The following is a 12,828-nucleotide window of genomic DNA, read 5'->3' on the forward strand; positions in this document are numbered from 1 at the left end:
ATTGAGCACCATCAACCTCCAATGGACCCAGTGGAAGAACGGCGAAGTTCGCCTTCCTGACTCAAAATCGTGGTGGAACCGATACTACATCGTCCGTGCCTTAAGCGGTCAGCCCCTTCCCGAGCCGAAAGTGTACCAAGCCGATGATGTGCATCGTATGTATGACGCATTAACGGAAGAAGGGGCAGAGCGCAATGTTGGAGGAGCGGGAACAGGGTATCGCTTTATGACCAGCTTCTTGGCCCTTAAAGCCATGGAGACAGGCCAAAGTTTCCGCCTCGATGGAAATGAACAGATGCGGGGAAGACCTATTCAAGGCCTGGTGGAACCTCTGCAACTCCTTGGCGCTAAAATTGAATACCTCGGGAAAGCAGGTTACCCTCCCCTACTTATTCACCCATCAAACATTCAAGGCGGTCGTCTGCAATGGAACAATCAGGAATCCAGTCAATTCGTGAGTTCCCTAATGATGATTGCGCCCTACCTTGAAAACGGACTTGATCTCCGTTGGACCGGACCGCTGGTTTCAGTAAGCTACATCGATCTGACCCAAGAAATCATGGAAGGAGCCGGTGCACAGATTGAAAGGGACAAAAACAAACTGAGCATCAAGCCTACGGGCTACACATCTAGCTTTGACCTTTGTCCCCAGGCGGATTGGAGTAGCGCGGCCTTTTGGTTAAGTGCACTGATACTCCGAGGCCGAGGAAGCGTTACGCTAAAGGGGTTACATCCAAATACCCTTCAAGGCGATGAACGTCTTCTTCATATTTACAAGTCTTGGGGGCTTCAAGCCACAGACACCCAATCTGGCCTACACGTCGCCTTGTTGGACCGAAGTCTTCCCGAACGGCTCGATTTAGATCTTTCGGATGCGCCGGATCTAGTTCCCACTGTGGCCGCCACATGTGTAGGTTTGAGATTGGCCGGTCGAATCAAAGGAATTGGTCATTTGAGGTTCAAGGAAAGCAATCGGCTTGAAGCTCTGAGCGCAGAGTTAAGTAAATGGGGTGCGGCAGTAGAAATAGGTTCCGATAGTTTGCAATGGGGTTCCTTCGCCCATCCAGAGGAAGACATCATTCATGAAACCTACGGGGATCATCGAATGGCCATGGCCTTTGCTCCACTATCACAAATTCAGGCGATTAAGATTAAGGACCCCGAAGTCGTTTCCAAGAGCTACCCCTTGTTTTGGGAAGAAGGCCGTACTTTAGGCCTGAACCTATTGTAACGACTATGAAAGCCGTGTATCGAACGGTCTATGGCGGCCCTGAAATCTTGGAGGTACGCGATGTAGACCGGCCCGAACCAAAAGAGAACGAAGTCCTTATTAAAATTGCCTACACCACGGTGAACCGCACGGATTGTGGAGTCGTACTTGGCAACTACCTCTTGATGCAATTATTCACCGGATTGGGTAAACCCAAGAATCCCACTCCCGGAACGGATTTCTCAGGTACTGTTGAAGCTGTAGGAAGTCAAGTACAAAATTTCTCTGTGGGGGATCGAGTTTACGGATTGAATGACAATAGTCACGCCACACAAGCAGAATACTGCACCTGGCCAGCCGATGACAGCTTAATTAGAATTCCGGAGGGCGTGACCTTTGAAGAAGCCGTGGCTGGCGTTGAAGGAGGTCACTACGCTTTAAATTTCCTTAATAAAGTCAAGCTAGCTCCCGGACAACGCGTAATGGTCAACGGCGGAACAGGTGCCATCGGATCCGCGGCGATTCAAATGCTGGTTGATCGCGGTATTCACGTTGTTGCTACTTGTCGACCAGAGCATTCCGAGCGCGTATTGGCCCTGGGAGCTTCTCGCGTGATTGACTATACCGCGGAGGATTTCACCCAGCAAGATGAGCAATACGACTTCGTTTTTGACGCAGTGGGGAAAAGTCGATTCCGTTATTGTAAGCGTATCATGAAACCCGGGGCCGTCTACATCAGCTCTGAGCTTGGCCCAAAAGCCGAAAACATTCCCCTTTCGATTCTCGGACTTTTTCACCGGGGCAAACGCGTGAAATTTCCAGTCCCTATTGACATTCCAAAAAGCCTGAAGTACCTCAATGAGCTCTTTGGGCGCTCCGCCTATAAGCCGCTTATTGATCAGACCTTTGCCTTAGACGACATACAAGAGGCTTATGCCTACGTCATGAGCGAGCAAAAGGTCGGAAGCGTGCTTCTAAAACCTTAAGCTCCAAAAAGAGCTTTTGCCTTGTCCAAGGCTCTGTCGATTCCACCTGCTTCCTTTCCTCCGGCCGAGGCAAAGAACGGCTGGCCACCACCGCCCCCTTTGATTTCCTGAGCGAGCTCACGAATAATGGTTCCGGCATTCCAATCCTTGTCTGAAATCAGCGGTTCCGAAATCAACACGTTGAGATTGGGTTTTCCGTTGTGCACAGTAGCGAGTACCGCAACGAGATCTTGATGTTCTGCCTTAAGCTCGAAGGCTAAGTTCTTGATGCTACCTGGATCCAAATCAACTTTGGAAATAATGAGTCGACCCCAATCGTGCGTCACTGCACTTTGAAGCAGTTCGTCTTTCAAGCCTCCAGCTTTTTCAGCCAAAAGGGATTCAATTTGACGCTGCATCTTGTGGTTCTCGTCCCTCAGCTGTTGAATGGACTTCAAGGGATCTTGTGACTTCAAAAGCTCCTTGACCTGGTGTAACAATTCCTCTTGTCCGCGGAAATAGGCATCCGCCTTAACTGCAGTAATGGCTTCAATTCGCCGGATTCCTGCGGCAATAGCTGATTCGCTTACAATCTTGAAGTGTCCAATTTGACCGGTACTTGGGACATGGGTTCCCCCACAGAGCTCTACGCTTTCGCCAAATCGAATGACGCGAACCGTATCTCCATATTTCTCCCCAAAGAGCATCATGGCGCCCATATCCTTTGCAGCGCTCATAGGAACACTTCGATGCTCTTCTAACTCCAAGTTTTGGCGAACGCGAAGATTGACCCAGTCTTCTACTTGCTTGACCTCCTCTTCGGTCATTTTCTGAAAGTGCGAGAAGTCGAATCGGAGATGGTCTGGATTGACCAAACTACCCCGCTGTTCCACATGATCCCCAAGGACCTCTCGCAAAGCTTTGTGCAGCAAGTGAGTGGCTGAGTGGTTATTTTCCGCCAAACGACGAGCTGATTCATCTACATAAGCACGATACGCGCGATCCGTATACAGCGGAAGACGTTCTGTTGTATGAACAATGAGATTGTTTTCCTTCTTTGTTCCCAATATTTCTACCGTGTCATCCTCACAGACGATGGTTCCTCGATCTCCAACCTGACCTCCCCCCTCGGGATAAAATGGCGTCAGATTAAAGGCAATTTGAAACAGTTCGCCTTTTTTCGTTTTGATTTTGCGGTAGCGGGTAATGCGCACTTCCGTTTCCAGGTAATCATACCCTACAAACTCTTCGCGCTCATCTTCGACCAATACCACCCAATCTTCGGTGGTCATTTCCGCCGCAGCTCTTGAACGTTCTTTTTGGCGATTGAGCTCGGCTTCATATTCAGCACGGTTCATCTCCATTCCACGCTCGCGCAGAATCAATTCTGTCAAATCCGTTGGAAATCCATAGGTATCATATAGTTCGAATACCTTGTCCCCCGACAGTTCGTTGGATTGGCTTTCTTCCAGGTATTGATCCAGTCTTTTGAGTCCTTGTTCCAAGGTTCTCAGGAAGGATGCTTCTTCTTCGTGAATGACTTTTTGGATCAGGTCTTTCTGCTTGCGCAAGCCATCAAAGAAGTAACCCATTTGCTCGTCCAAGACTTCGATCAGCTTGTAGATAAAAGGCTCCTTTTGATCGAGGAAGGTAAAACCATATCTAGAGGCACGACGCAAAATTCGGCGAATGACATATCCTGCCCCCGTATTGCTTGGAAGTTGACCGTCCACAATAGAGAAAGCAATGGCGCGGACATGATCCGCGACCACACGCATAGCAATGTCGGCCTTCTCATCTTTCCCGTATTCGTGACCCGATAATTCCGCGATTCGGGCAATTATGGGCTTAAAGACGTCCGTGTCATAGTTGGATTGAACTCCTTGAAGTGCCATACACAGGCGCTCAAATCCCATTCCGGTATCGACGTGTTTCTTGGGTAAATGCACCAAGGAGCCATCGGCGAGGCGATTGTACTCCATGAACACGAGGTTCCAAATCTCCACCACCAGCGGGTGGTCTTGATTTACCAATACAGCCCCAGAGGAGGCGCGGCGATCCTCATCGGACCGCAGGTCTATATGGATTTCCGAAGAAGGACCACAAGGCCCTTGGTCGCCCATCTCCCAGAAATTATCTTTTTTGTTTCCCATCAGAATTCGATCCTCTGGGACAATGTTTTTCCACTCGTGGTAGGCTTCGCGATCCATGCCCAAGCCATCCGAGTCGTCTCCTTCAAATACCGTTACGTAAAGACGATCCTTGTCCAAACCGTACACTTCCGTTAACAACTCCCACGCCCAAGCGATGGCTTCGGGCTTGAAGTAGTCTCCAAAGGACCAGTTGCCGAGCATTTCGAACATGGTGTGGTGGTAGGTATCGTGCCCGACTTCTTCCAAATCGTTGTGCTTTCCTGAAACGCGCAGACATTTTTGAGTATCGGACACTCGCGCGTGTTGGATTTCCGCGTTCCCAAGGATCAAGTCCTTGAACTGATTCATCCCTGCGTTGGTGAACATCAAGGTTGGATCATCCTTAATGACCATGGGTGCCGAAGGAACAATTTGATGTCCTTTTTCGGAAAAGAAGAGCAAGAATTTGCGGCGGATTTCTTGTGAAGAGATCATAATTGGGCTGAACTTTGCCGACATGTAGTTGTTGATAACTGACAGTCAGGCACTTACAAAACAAACTGTATTAATGCGTATTTTTGCAGCGCAATAAGTACTTAAACGGTACCGTTTTGCTTCGGCAAAAGTGGTCCAAATTTAAGGAATCCGCAATCATTATGGCTAAAGTCAGGTATTACTACGACAGCGAAACGCTGAGTTACAAGAAGATCGAAAAGAGCGCGAAAGATCGTGTTCGTTCGGTATTGTTGTTTCTGTCGGCCAGTGCCCTGTTTGCCGTATTGATGCTCTTCGTCCTATTTACCTTCTTTGACTCTCCAAAGGAAAAGCAGCTCAAGCGTGAATTGGAGCAAATGACATTTCAATACGAGTTGTTGGATGACCGAATGGATCAACTCCAAGTGGTCATGGACGATATTCAGGAGCGTGACGATCACATTTATCGTGTGATCTTCGAGACTGATCCAATTCCAGCCAGTATTCGCAAATCCGGATTTGGAGGGGTGAATCGCTACAAGAAATTAGAAGGTTATCAGAACTCCAAGCTCGTGGTTGAAACGACTAAAAAGCTGGATCAACTGAGCAAACAGGTCGTTATTCAGAGCAAGTCTTTTGACGAAGTGATTGATAAGGCCAAGCGTAAAGAAGACATGCTGGCTTCTATTCCAGCGATCCAGCCAGTGGCCAACAAAGACCTAAAGCGAATGGCTAGTGGTTACGGTTATCGAATTGACCCTATTTACAAGACTCGAAAGTTCCACGCCGGAATGGACTTTAGCGCGAATACAGGTACTCCTATTTATGCTACAGGAGATGGCAAAGTAACGCGGGCCGATCGTCGAAGCAGCGGATATGGAAACCACGTGCGCATTGATCACGGCTATGGTTATTTGACACTATACGCTCACATGAGCAAAATGGCCGTTCGTCCAGGTCAAACCGTTCAACGCGGGGACATTATTGGTTATGTAGGAAATACCGGTAAATCTGTTGGGCCGCACTTGCATTACGAAGTGCACAAAGACGGTAAGCCTGTGAATCCTGTGAACTTCTATTTCAATGACCTCACTCCAGAGGAATATGAGATCATGATTGAACTCTCACAGCAACCGACACAGTCACTCGACTAAGTTTTTGCTATCTTCGGAAGTCCTATCGAAGACAGCATGTCCACAACATCTACATCACAAAAGCTATACTACAGCATCGGCGAGGTCGCCAAGATGTTTGATGTGAATACGTCTATGATTCGCTATTGGGAAAAGGAATTCGACATTCTGAAGCCCAAAAAGAATAAAAAAGGGAATCGCCTATTCACTCCAAAGGACCTTGAAAACCTAAAGGTCATTTACCACTTACTCAAGGAGCGCGGCTTCACCATTGAAGGGGCCAAGAAGAAACTCAAAGACAACAAAACAGACACTGTGAATACTGCTGACGTCGTCGCCCGACTAAAGGAGATTCGCAAAACACTAATGGAAATCAAGAAACACTTATGAAAAGAGGAACGCTCATTTTATTGATCGTTATCGGAGCCATTGTGCTCATCGGATTCAGCATGTTTAGTCGTGCCACGGGCACGTATGACCGCGCTGTCGCCCTTCAAGAACAGGTAAATAATGCGTGGGGTGATGTGCAAAGCAGCTATCAGCGCCGTGCTGACCTTATCCCGAACCTCGTCGCTACCGTTCAAGGAGCCGCAGATAACGAGAAAGAAATCCTCGTTCAAGTGACTCAGGCTCGTGCTGGGATTACTGAGGCAACCACACCAGAAGAAATGGAATTGATGGGGCGCAAAATCAACACGGCCATCAACTTGGCCTTTGAGCGCTATCCCGAAATTCGCAGTACGCAGAACTTTGCAGAACTGCAATCACAGCTGGAAGGCACCGAGAATCGAATTAATGTAGCGCGCGATCGCTACAATGATTCCGTTGCCGCTTACAACACCTTCATACGCGGATTCTGGAAGCGTTTCTACTTAGGCTTCATAGGAGGTGATGATGAGTTCCCAAGGAAGGACTCTTTCACCGCCAAAGCGGGTAGCGAAGATGCACCAGAAGTGAGCTTCGAATAATATGGCCAAACACGTAGACGAATTCCTCTCTTCTGAGGAACAGGAACAAGTTATCTCAGCCATCAAGGAAGCGGAGCTGAAGACTTCAGGCGAAATTCGAGTACATATCGAAGAGCACCATGATGACGAGCCTCTTGAAAGAGCTACCCAGCTCTTTGGTGAGCTCGCCATGCACGAGACTGCGCAACGAAATGGCGTTTTGATTTACGTCGCTACAGTGGATCACCAGTTCGCCATTGTTGGAGACGAAGGAATTGACGCCGTCACTCCAGAAGATTTTTGGGAATCGACCAAAGACATTATGCAAGAACTATTTCGCTCCGGAAGGTTTGCGGACGGGCTGGTTGCAGGAATCATGAATGTGGGCACAGAATTACTCCACCACTTCCCCTATGAAGACGGGGATGAAAATGAATTGTCTGACGAAATAAGTACCTCGTGATGAAAGCCAAGCTCTTAATCTTGATCTTGGCCCTGGGGGTCATGCATCTGGCCGTAGGCCAAGAATTTCCGCAACCTAAAAAAGGGCGGATCGTTCATGATTTTGCTGAAATCTTGAGTGATCAAGAAGAGCGCGCTTTAGAGAGCAAGCTCGTGGCCATGAACGACAGTACGGGAGTGCAAATCGCCATCGTCACTCTAAAAAGTACGGGCGGTTATGACATTGCCGAATACAACATCAAGCTCTCACATCTCTGGGGTATTGGCCAAGCGAATGAGGATAACGGAATATCTGTGATGGTCGCTTCGGAAGATCGTCGAGTGAACATCTCTACCGGGTACGGAGTAGAGGAGTTCGTCACGGACGCTTTGAGTCGGAGGATTATCGATCGGTATATGATTCCGGAATTCAAAAGCAATGATTACTACGCGGGCTTGGATGCCGGAACTGATGTGCTTATAGGTCTGGTCAGTGGTCAATTTGACGCCGACAATCTTGATGGAAATCAGGGCCCGCCAGCCTCAGTACCGGCAGGTGTGGTCTTTGTGATTTTCATGATCATCTTGTTCATCGTCATCTCCATCCTAAGAGGCGGAGGACGCGGAGGACGAGGTGGCGGTCGACGCAGAAGTACAGCATCTGATGCCCTTTGGACGGCATTTCTCCTCAGTCATTCTGGTCGCTCCAATTGGGGCGGCGGCGGTGGCTTTGGAGGTGGAGGTGGCTTTGGAGGTGGAGGCGGCTTCGGCGGTTTTGGCGGAGGCGGCTTCGGCGGAGGTGGTGCCAGCGGAAGCTGGTAATTTAGGCGTAGTTCCCTTCGAGCAAATATCTTTTTACATACTGCTCTACTCCTGCTTCTAAAGAAGTAAACGGCTTATCGTACCCTATACTTCGAAGCTTGGACATATCGGCTTCCGTGAAGTACTGATACTTATCTCGGATATCCTCAGGTGTATCGATGAATGAAATATTGGGTTCTAAGCCCATGGCCTTGAATGTTGCCGAGGCAAGATCTACAAAAGCACGCGCCTGACCAGTTCCCAAGTTGTACAGTCCGCTACTCTCCTTCTTCCGATGATGCATGAGCCAATAGAGGACTTCAACAGCATCTTCAACGTAAATGAAATCACGAAGCTGCTCCCCGTCCTTAAAGTCCGGATTATGGCTTCGAAAGAGCTTCATGGCTCCTGTTTCCCGAACTTGCTTGAAGGTGTGAAAAACCACACTCGCCATACGGCCTTTATGGTATTCATTCGGACCATAGACATTGAAGAACTTGATGCCCGCCCAGAAATAGGGTGCGCGGTCTTGAGATAAAGCCCATTTATCAAAATCGTTCTTAGAGTCCCCATATGGGTTGAGGGGAACAAGCTCGGAAACCACATCGTGCCGATCTTCATAACCGTGCTCTCCAAGACCATAAGTGGCCGCAGAGGAAGCATAGATCAGAGGCAAGCCAAACTCCACGCAGATCTTCCAGACCTCCTTGGTATAATCAAGGTTGAGTCGGTTGAAAAGTTCGACATCAAATTCCGTTGTATCCGTCCGAGCCCCGAGGTGAAAAACAAACTCTACGAGGCGATGCTTGTCTCGAAGCCAGTGGTGAAAGTCATCTCGATGAACGCGCTCCAAAACATCCTTGCTGGCGAGATTTCCTGCCTTATCGGCTCGACTAAAATCGTCGACCACCACGATGTTCTTATATCCTTCGCGGTTGAGTTTTCCGACCAATACACTGGGAATGAATCCGGCGGCTCCAGTAACGACAATCATGGGCTGACGTATAGCGGCGAATCAGTCTTGGATAGAAGCCCTTGCCGAACCATCTCTGCCCGCATGAACTCTACGGCTGAACGCCCGTTCGAGCCCAAAGTTACTGTATAATCATTGACGTACAAGTCGATGTGTTGGTACATGACCTCCCGATCCATTTCCTGCGCATGACAGCGCACATACTCCTCCGTTTGCTCGGGATTCGCCCGTGCGTACTCGACCGAGCGTCTCAAAAGTCGTTCAATTTCTTTCTGAGCCTGCGGCTCGATGCGACTGTGCACCGCTATTCCACCCAAGGGGATGGCATGGCCGGTCTGTCCTTCCCAATACTCCCCCAGATCACGCACCTTGACGAGACCTTTCTCGGCATAGGTAAACCGATTCTCGTGGATGATCACGCCTTGATCCACCTCCCCCTCCAACACAGCCCGCTCAATTTCACTGAACAGCATAGCCTTTTTGTTGAGGGCTTCCGGATAGGCAAAACCCATCAGGAAATTGGCCGTAGTTCGTTCACCGGGAATAGCAATGGTTGCTTGTTCCGGTCGCAGATCCGCCGTCTCGGGACGAGCGATGAGTAAAGGCCCACAATTGCGGCCTAGTGCCGCACCACTATCCAACAAGCGATAGCGATCGGTCAAATGCATCAGTGCATTAAAGCTCAACTTCGTAATGTCCAATGCCCCTTCCGCTGCACGTTGATTCAATTCCTCAACATCCAGAAGCACCGGTTCAAATTTCAAATCGCCCGTTTCGATTTTCCCGTGAATTAAGGCATCGAAAATAAAGGTGTCGTTGGGACAGGGCGAAAAGCCTAGCGTATAGGTCATCCGAGTTGATTCAAGTAGTTCAGCAGGGTTTCGTTCAAGGTACGGACCGCACCCTGAAGCTCCCAGTTATCTCGATTGCGACGTTCAACGTAATTGCTAACCGAGCGAATTTGGGCAAAGTTCAATCGACCAACACGGCAGGCATACATGAAGGCCGCCCCCTCCATACTCTCTACCTGTGGTTGCACTCTTTGCTGCGTGGCTTCTATCGTTACCTCGTTCCCATGTACCTTGTTGACTGTCACGGCCCTTACTTGAGCTAATTCAGCCAAGGGACCATCGGTCATGGGTTCCGGATGCTCAATGACTCCTCGACTAAAGGGAAAGTCGTCATCCTCGAGCAGGTCAAGGTCAATCAGGCTCAAAAAATTCTCCCCGTCCTCAGCTCCCATTTCCGGGAACTCGTCTTGAATAATTTGAACGACCTGAGTAATTTCCAAATCCCGATCGAAAGCGCCGCAGACCCCTGCGTTAATGGCCAAGTCGTAGTGTGCTCTGGCAAAGGCGTCACCCAGCCAAAAAGAAGTAGCCACCATGCCCACTCCTGTGGTGAGCACATCGATTTTGTTTCCCCTAAAATGATAGCGGACGGCCTTTGAATTTAATCGTTCGCCTTCGCCCAGCATTTGGATCAAGGGTTTGATCTCTAGGGAAGTTGCACTGGTCAAGAGAATCTTCATAATGTCCTATCTTAACGACATCCAAAGTTAAGCATCACATGCGCACCTTTTCCATCCTTTTTCTGGCCATCTGTTCCGTCCTTTCTACTCGAGCTCAAGACACCTCCTTGAACCTCGCCGCAGACTATTGGCCTCCCTTTACCAATCGTCCCAATGAAGTTGCTTTTGCTCAAAGCTTGGTGAACGAAGCACTGAGCAGAAGCGATGTTCAAGCACAAACAGTGATTCTCCCCTTTGAGGATGTACTCTCTAGCATGAGACAGGGTGATGTCCAAGGAAGTCCAGCTTTGTGGTTTACGGCGGAGCGGGCCAGTTTCCTTCTGTACTCAGACCCCTACTTGGAAAATCAAGTACTACTCATCGGCCGCAAGGGAGCTGATGTCAGTGCTTCTTCCTTTGCGGATCTTCAAGGACAGAAGGTGGCAGTCGTTAAAGGATACGCTTATGGCGACATGACAGGCATTGAACTCGTGGAACGTATGGATCAACAAGGCTGTCTGACCGCCTTATTGAAAGGCGAGGCAGATTATATGTTGGTTGATGCACTTTTGTTGAACTATGCCTTGCAGCGCCAGGGAGAGGAGATCAAAGCGAATCTTGCCGTAGGCAAAAATATTCTGGCGCATCGCTCGCTACATTTTGTGGTCCGAAAGGATATGGAAGGCGCAGAGGCTCTTATGGAGGCCTTCAATGCCAAAATCTCCGAAATGCAGGACGACGGAACCTACAATAGAATTCTTCAGCTCAACTCCATTCAGAAGGATGTTGATGGTGATGGGCGACTGGATTACGTGATGTCCAGTGAAAGCGTGAATTCGGCACCTATGTTGAGTTCCGACGCGTACCGTTTATACCACGGACAAACTCAGGAAGCACAAGGCTCCTTCTATGTGGACGGTCAGCGGTACGCCACTTTAGACGAAGTCACTTCAGCTCATGGTCATAATCCCGAAGCCCTTCGCGTGGAGCAAGAAGTTCGCGGGGATAAAACCGGCGTATACCTCTGGAATTTTGATTTCTAGAAGGTGTATTTGAAAAGGTCAATGTCCTGTTCAAAACGCTTGGCGATCCACCCCTTGGTTTCGTCGGTATAGAGATCCTGATAATTGCGCGATTGGGACTCTGGGTTGCGATTTCGATCCTTGACCTTTATTCGTACACGGCCCTCGGTTCGCTCAGCAATTTCCACGACTGCACCTTCAAAGTCCTCGACTCGATAGACATAGTCCATCAAATTCTTTCCGTTGCTGTCCAAGTGCCAGTCTGATTGATTCTGATGTAGGGTCGGTTGTCTGCACGTGTCACTCGCGTACAGATGATCTTTCAAGAATTCCTCAAACGAATGTCGATCGCGGGTTTGAACCCCCTCTCGTCGAGCATATAATGACGCGGCCCGAGCCCATGGGTTTCGAACGGCGGAAAACTTAAAATAACGTTGGAACTTTTCCTCAGCCCGTCGGCGAACCTCAGCATCATCCGGATGATCCTTTGTGGGGTAGCTCAAGTTGGTCGCTAGGGCACTCTTGAGCTCAAAGGCATACATCAAGTCACGTACTTGTGCGATATTGAGATGAGGATTGGGGATCATTGGATGACCTGCCGGCCTGATCTGCGTTCGGATGCTGGTGGTCCCTGTTTTGGGAACTGCTATAAAAATGGCCTCGAGTTTCGCATTCACCGCTTCATTAATGATGGTGATTTCATCGGCCAAATGACCCTTCTTCTTTTTGAATAATCCCATTTGCATTACGAATTTATCGTTGCTTAAAAAGCCAGCTCAATCGGTCCAGCGAAAATAGATAATGTAGGACTACCACGAGCGTCAAAACCAGTCCTTGCATGGAATTTCCGACAGCATAGCAGGCCGCAACGGCGACAGCGAAAAGTGCCAGTTCGAGGAGAAGGCGCAGGGGCCCTGGCGTGGAAATTACAGTTTTACCGGACCTTGAAGGGTCGTCGCGTGTAGCGAACACGACCCACAGGGCCATCGCAAAAACAGGCAATAGGACCGCCCATACCACACTGAAGACCAGGTAACCCCATCGGCCAATGGCCACGAGCATCAATACTTCAAGAACAAATCGAAGGGCTAAATTCAGCGGATGACTTCCCCATTGAAACATATTGGAGATTTTATTAATCCTTCAAAATGTACGCATTCGGCGGCTTAGCGTCACTATTTTCTATGACCCCTGTGTCGTATCTTTGCCGAAATAATTGA

14 protein-coding genes are annotated in these 12,828 nt (G+C 49.1%); 8 read left to right on the forward strand and 6 right to left on the reverse strand.

Annotated elements, in window-relative coordinates; all coding sequences use genetic code 11:
* Position 1: 1 nt before the first annotated feature.
* Both HZ996_00235 and HZ996_00240 read left to right on the forward strand, forming a co-directional pair.
* Positions 2–1,231 carry a hypothetical protein gene (locus HZ996_00235; protein ID QTN37627.1) on the forward strand — a complete coding sequence of 410 codons (1,230 nt, stop codon included), beginning with the start codon at positions 2–4 and terminating at the stop codon, positions 1,229–1,231.
* Between the two features lie 5 nt (positions 1,232–1,236).
* On the forward strand, positions 1,237–2,196 hold the full coding sequence (locus HZ996_00240) for an NAD(P)-dependent alcohol dehydrogenase (protein QTN37628.1): 960 nt from the start codon (positions 1,237–1,239) through the stop codon (positions 2,194–2,196).
* Here HZ996_00240 and alaS read toward each other — a convergent pair.
* Positions 2,193–4,799 carry an alanine--tRNA ligase gene (alaS, locus tag HZ996_00245; protein ID QTN39975.1) on the reverse strand — a complete coding sequence of 869 codons (2,607 nt, stop codon included), beginning with the start codon at positions 4,797–4,799 and terminating at the stop codon, positions 2,193–2,195. The genes HZ996_00240 and alaS overlap by 4 nt on opposite strands.
* A gap of 164 nt (positions 4,800–4,963) precedes the next feature.
* Between alaS and HZ996_00250 the strand changes: the two genes are divergently transcribed.
* From HZ996_00250 to HZ996_00270, 5 genes are read left to right on the forward strand one after another with little or no spacing between them, the layout of a single operon-like run.
* Positions 4,964–5,935, forward strand: a complete 972-nt coding sequence (locus HZ996_00250) for a M23 family metallopeptidase (protein ID QTN37629.1) — start codon at positions 4,964–4,966, stop codon at positions 5,933–5,935.
* Positions 5,936–5,971: 36 nt separating this feature from the next.
* Complete coding sequence (locus HZ996_00255; protein QTN37630.1) at positions 5,972–6,304, forward strand: MerR family transcriptional regulator; 333 nt, start codon at positions 5,972–5,974, stop codon at positions 6,302–6,304.
* The gene (locus HZ996_00260; GenBank protein ID QTN37631.1) at positions 6,301–6,882 is read left to right on the forward strand and encodes a LemA family protein; all 582 of its coding nucleotides are present in this window, start codon (positions 6,301–6,303) and stop codon (positions 6,880–6,882) included. The genes HZ996_00255 and HZ996_00260 overlap by 4 nt, the downstream gene beginning before the upstream one ends.
* 1 nt (position 6,883) lies before the next feature.
* Entirely contained in the window at positions 6,884–7,324 is a 441-nt protein-coding gene (locus tag HZ996_00265) for a TPM domain-containing protein (GenBank protein QTN37632.1), read from the forward strand.
* The gene (locus HZ996_00270; protein QTN37633.1) at positions 7,324–8,124 is read left to right on the forward strand and encodes a TPM domain-containing protein; all 801 of its coding nucleotides are present in this window, start codon (positions 7,324–7,326) and stop codon (positions 8,122–8,124) included. Before HZ996_00265 ends, HZ996_00270 begins: the two co-directional genes overlap by 1 nt.
* A 1-nt stretch (position 8,125) precedes the next feature.
* On the opposite strand, the gene rfaD is transcribed toward HZ996_00270, so the two are convergent.
* From rfaD to mqnB, 3 genes are read right to left on the reverse strand one after another with little or no spacing between them, the layout of a single operon-like run.
* Positions 8,126–9,097, reverse strand: a complete 972-nt coding sequence (gene rfaD / locus HZ996_00275) for an ADP-glyceromanno-heptose 6-epimerase (GenBank protein ID QTN37634.1) — start codon at positions 9,095–9,097, stop codon at positions 8,126–8,128.
* Positions 9,094–9,927, reverse strand: coding sequence for a 1,4-dihydroxy-6-naphthoate synthase (locus HZ996_00280; GenBank protein ID QTN37635.1), 834 nt, complete (start codon positions 9,925–9,927; stop codon positions 9,094–9,096). The genes rfaD and HZ996_00280 overlap by 4 nt, the downstream gene beginning before the upstream one ends.
* Positions 9,924–10,607: a futalosine hydrolase gene (mqnB, locus tag HZ996_00285; protein ID QTN37636.1), complete on the reverse strand. Its 684-nt coding sequence runs from the start codon at positions 10,605–10,607 to the stop codon at positions 9,924–9,926. Before mqnB ends, HZ996_00280 begins: the two co-directional genes overlap by 4 nt.
* Before the next feature lie 38 nt (positions 10,608–10,645).
* Between mqnB and HZ996_00290 the strand changes: the two genes are divergently transcribed.
* A complete protein-coding gene (locus HZ996_00290; protein ID QTN37637.1) occupies positions 10,646–11,629 on the forward strand; it encodes a transporter substrate-binding domain-containing protein in 984 nt (327 codons plus the stop codon).
* On the opposite strand, the gene HZ996_00295 is transcribed toward HZ996_00290, so the two are convergent.
* Both HZ996_00295 and HZ996_00300 read right to left on the reverse strand, forming a co-directional pair.
* Positions 11,626–12,348 carry a hypothetical protein gene (locus HZ996_00295; protein QTN37638.1) on the reverse strand — a complete coding sequence of 241 codons (723 nt, stop codon included), beginning with the start codon at positions 12,346–12,348 and terminating at the stop codon, positions 11,626–11,628. The two genes, HZ996_00290 and HZ996_00295, sit on opposite strands and share 4 nt — an antisense overlap.
* Positions 12,349–12,361: 13 nt before the next feature.
* Positions 12,362–12,730 (reverse strand): YrdB family protein, encoded by a 369-nt coding sequence (locus tag HZ996_00300; GenBank protein ID QTN37639.1) that lies wholly within the window; start codon positions 12,728–12,730, stop codon positions 12,362–12,364.
* Positions 12,731–12,828: the final 98 nt, after the last annotated feature.

The sequence above is a fragment of the Cryomorphaceae bacterium genome (genome assembly GCA_017798125.1).
Lineage (GTDB): Bacteria > Bacteroidota > Bacteroidia > Flavobacteriales > ECT2AJA-044 > ECT2AJA-044.

Coding starts and splice junctions, on each gene's coding strand:
- HZ996_00250 (QTN37629.1), top strand. CDS start 4,964: ATGGCTAAAGTCAGGTATTACTACGACAGCGAAACGCTGAGTTACAAG.
- HZ996_00280 (QTN37635.1), bottom strand. CDS start 9,927: ATGACCTATACGCTAGGCTTTTCGCCCTGTCCCAACGACACCTTTATT.
- HZ996_00290 (QTN37637.1), top strand. CDS start 10,646: ATGCGCACCTTTTCCATCCTTTTTCTGGCCATCTGTTCCGTCCTTTCT.
- HZ996_00270 (QTN37633.1), top strand. CDS start 7,324: ATGAAAGCCAAGCTCTTAATCTTGATCTTGGCCCTGGGGGTCATGCAT.
- rfaD (QTN37634.1), bottom strand. CDS start 9,097: ATGATTGTCGTTACTGGAGCCGCCGGATTCATTCCCAGTGTATTGGTC.
- HZ996_00260 (QTN37631.1), top strand. CDS start 6,301: ATGAAAAGAGGAACGCTCATTTTATTGATCGTTATCGGAGCCATTGTG.
- HZ996_00255 (QTN37630.1), top strand. CDS start 5,972: ATGTCCACAACATCTACATCACAAAAGCTATACTACAGCATCGGCGAG.
- mqnB (QTN37636.1), bottom strand. CDS start 10,607: ATGAAGATTCTCTTGACCAGTGCAACTTCCCTAGAGATCAAACCCTTG.
- HZ996_00240 (QTN37628.1), top strand. CDS start 1,237: ATGAAAGCCGTGTATCGAACGGTCTATGGCGGCCCTGAAATCTTGGAG.
- HZ996_00295 (QTN37638.1), bottom strand. CDS start 12,348: ATGGGATTATTCAAAAAGAAGAAGGGTCATTTGGCCGATGAAATCACC.
- HZ996_00300 (QTN37639.1), bottom strand. CDS start 12,730: ATGTTTCAATGGGGAAGTCATCCGCTGAATTTAGCCCTTCGATTTGTT.
- HZ996_00265 (QTN37632.1), top strand. CDS start 6,884: ATGGCCAAACACGTAGACGAATTCCTCTCTTCTGAGGAACAGGAACAA.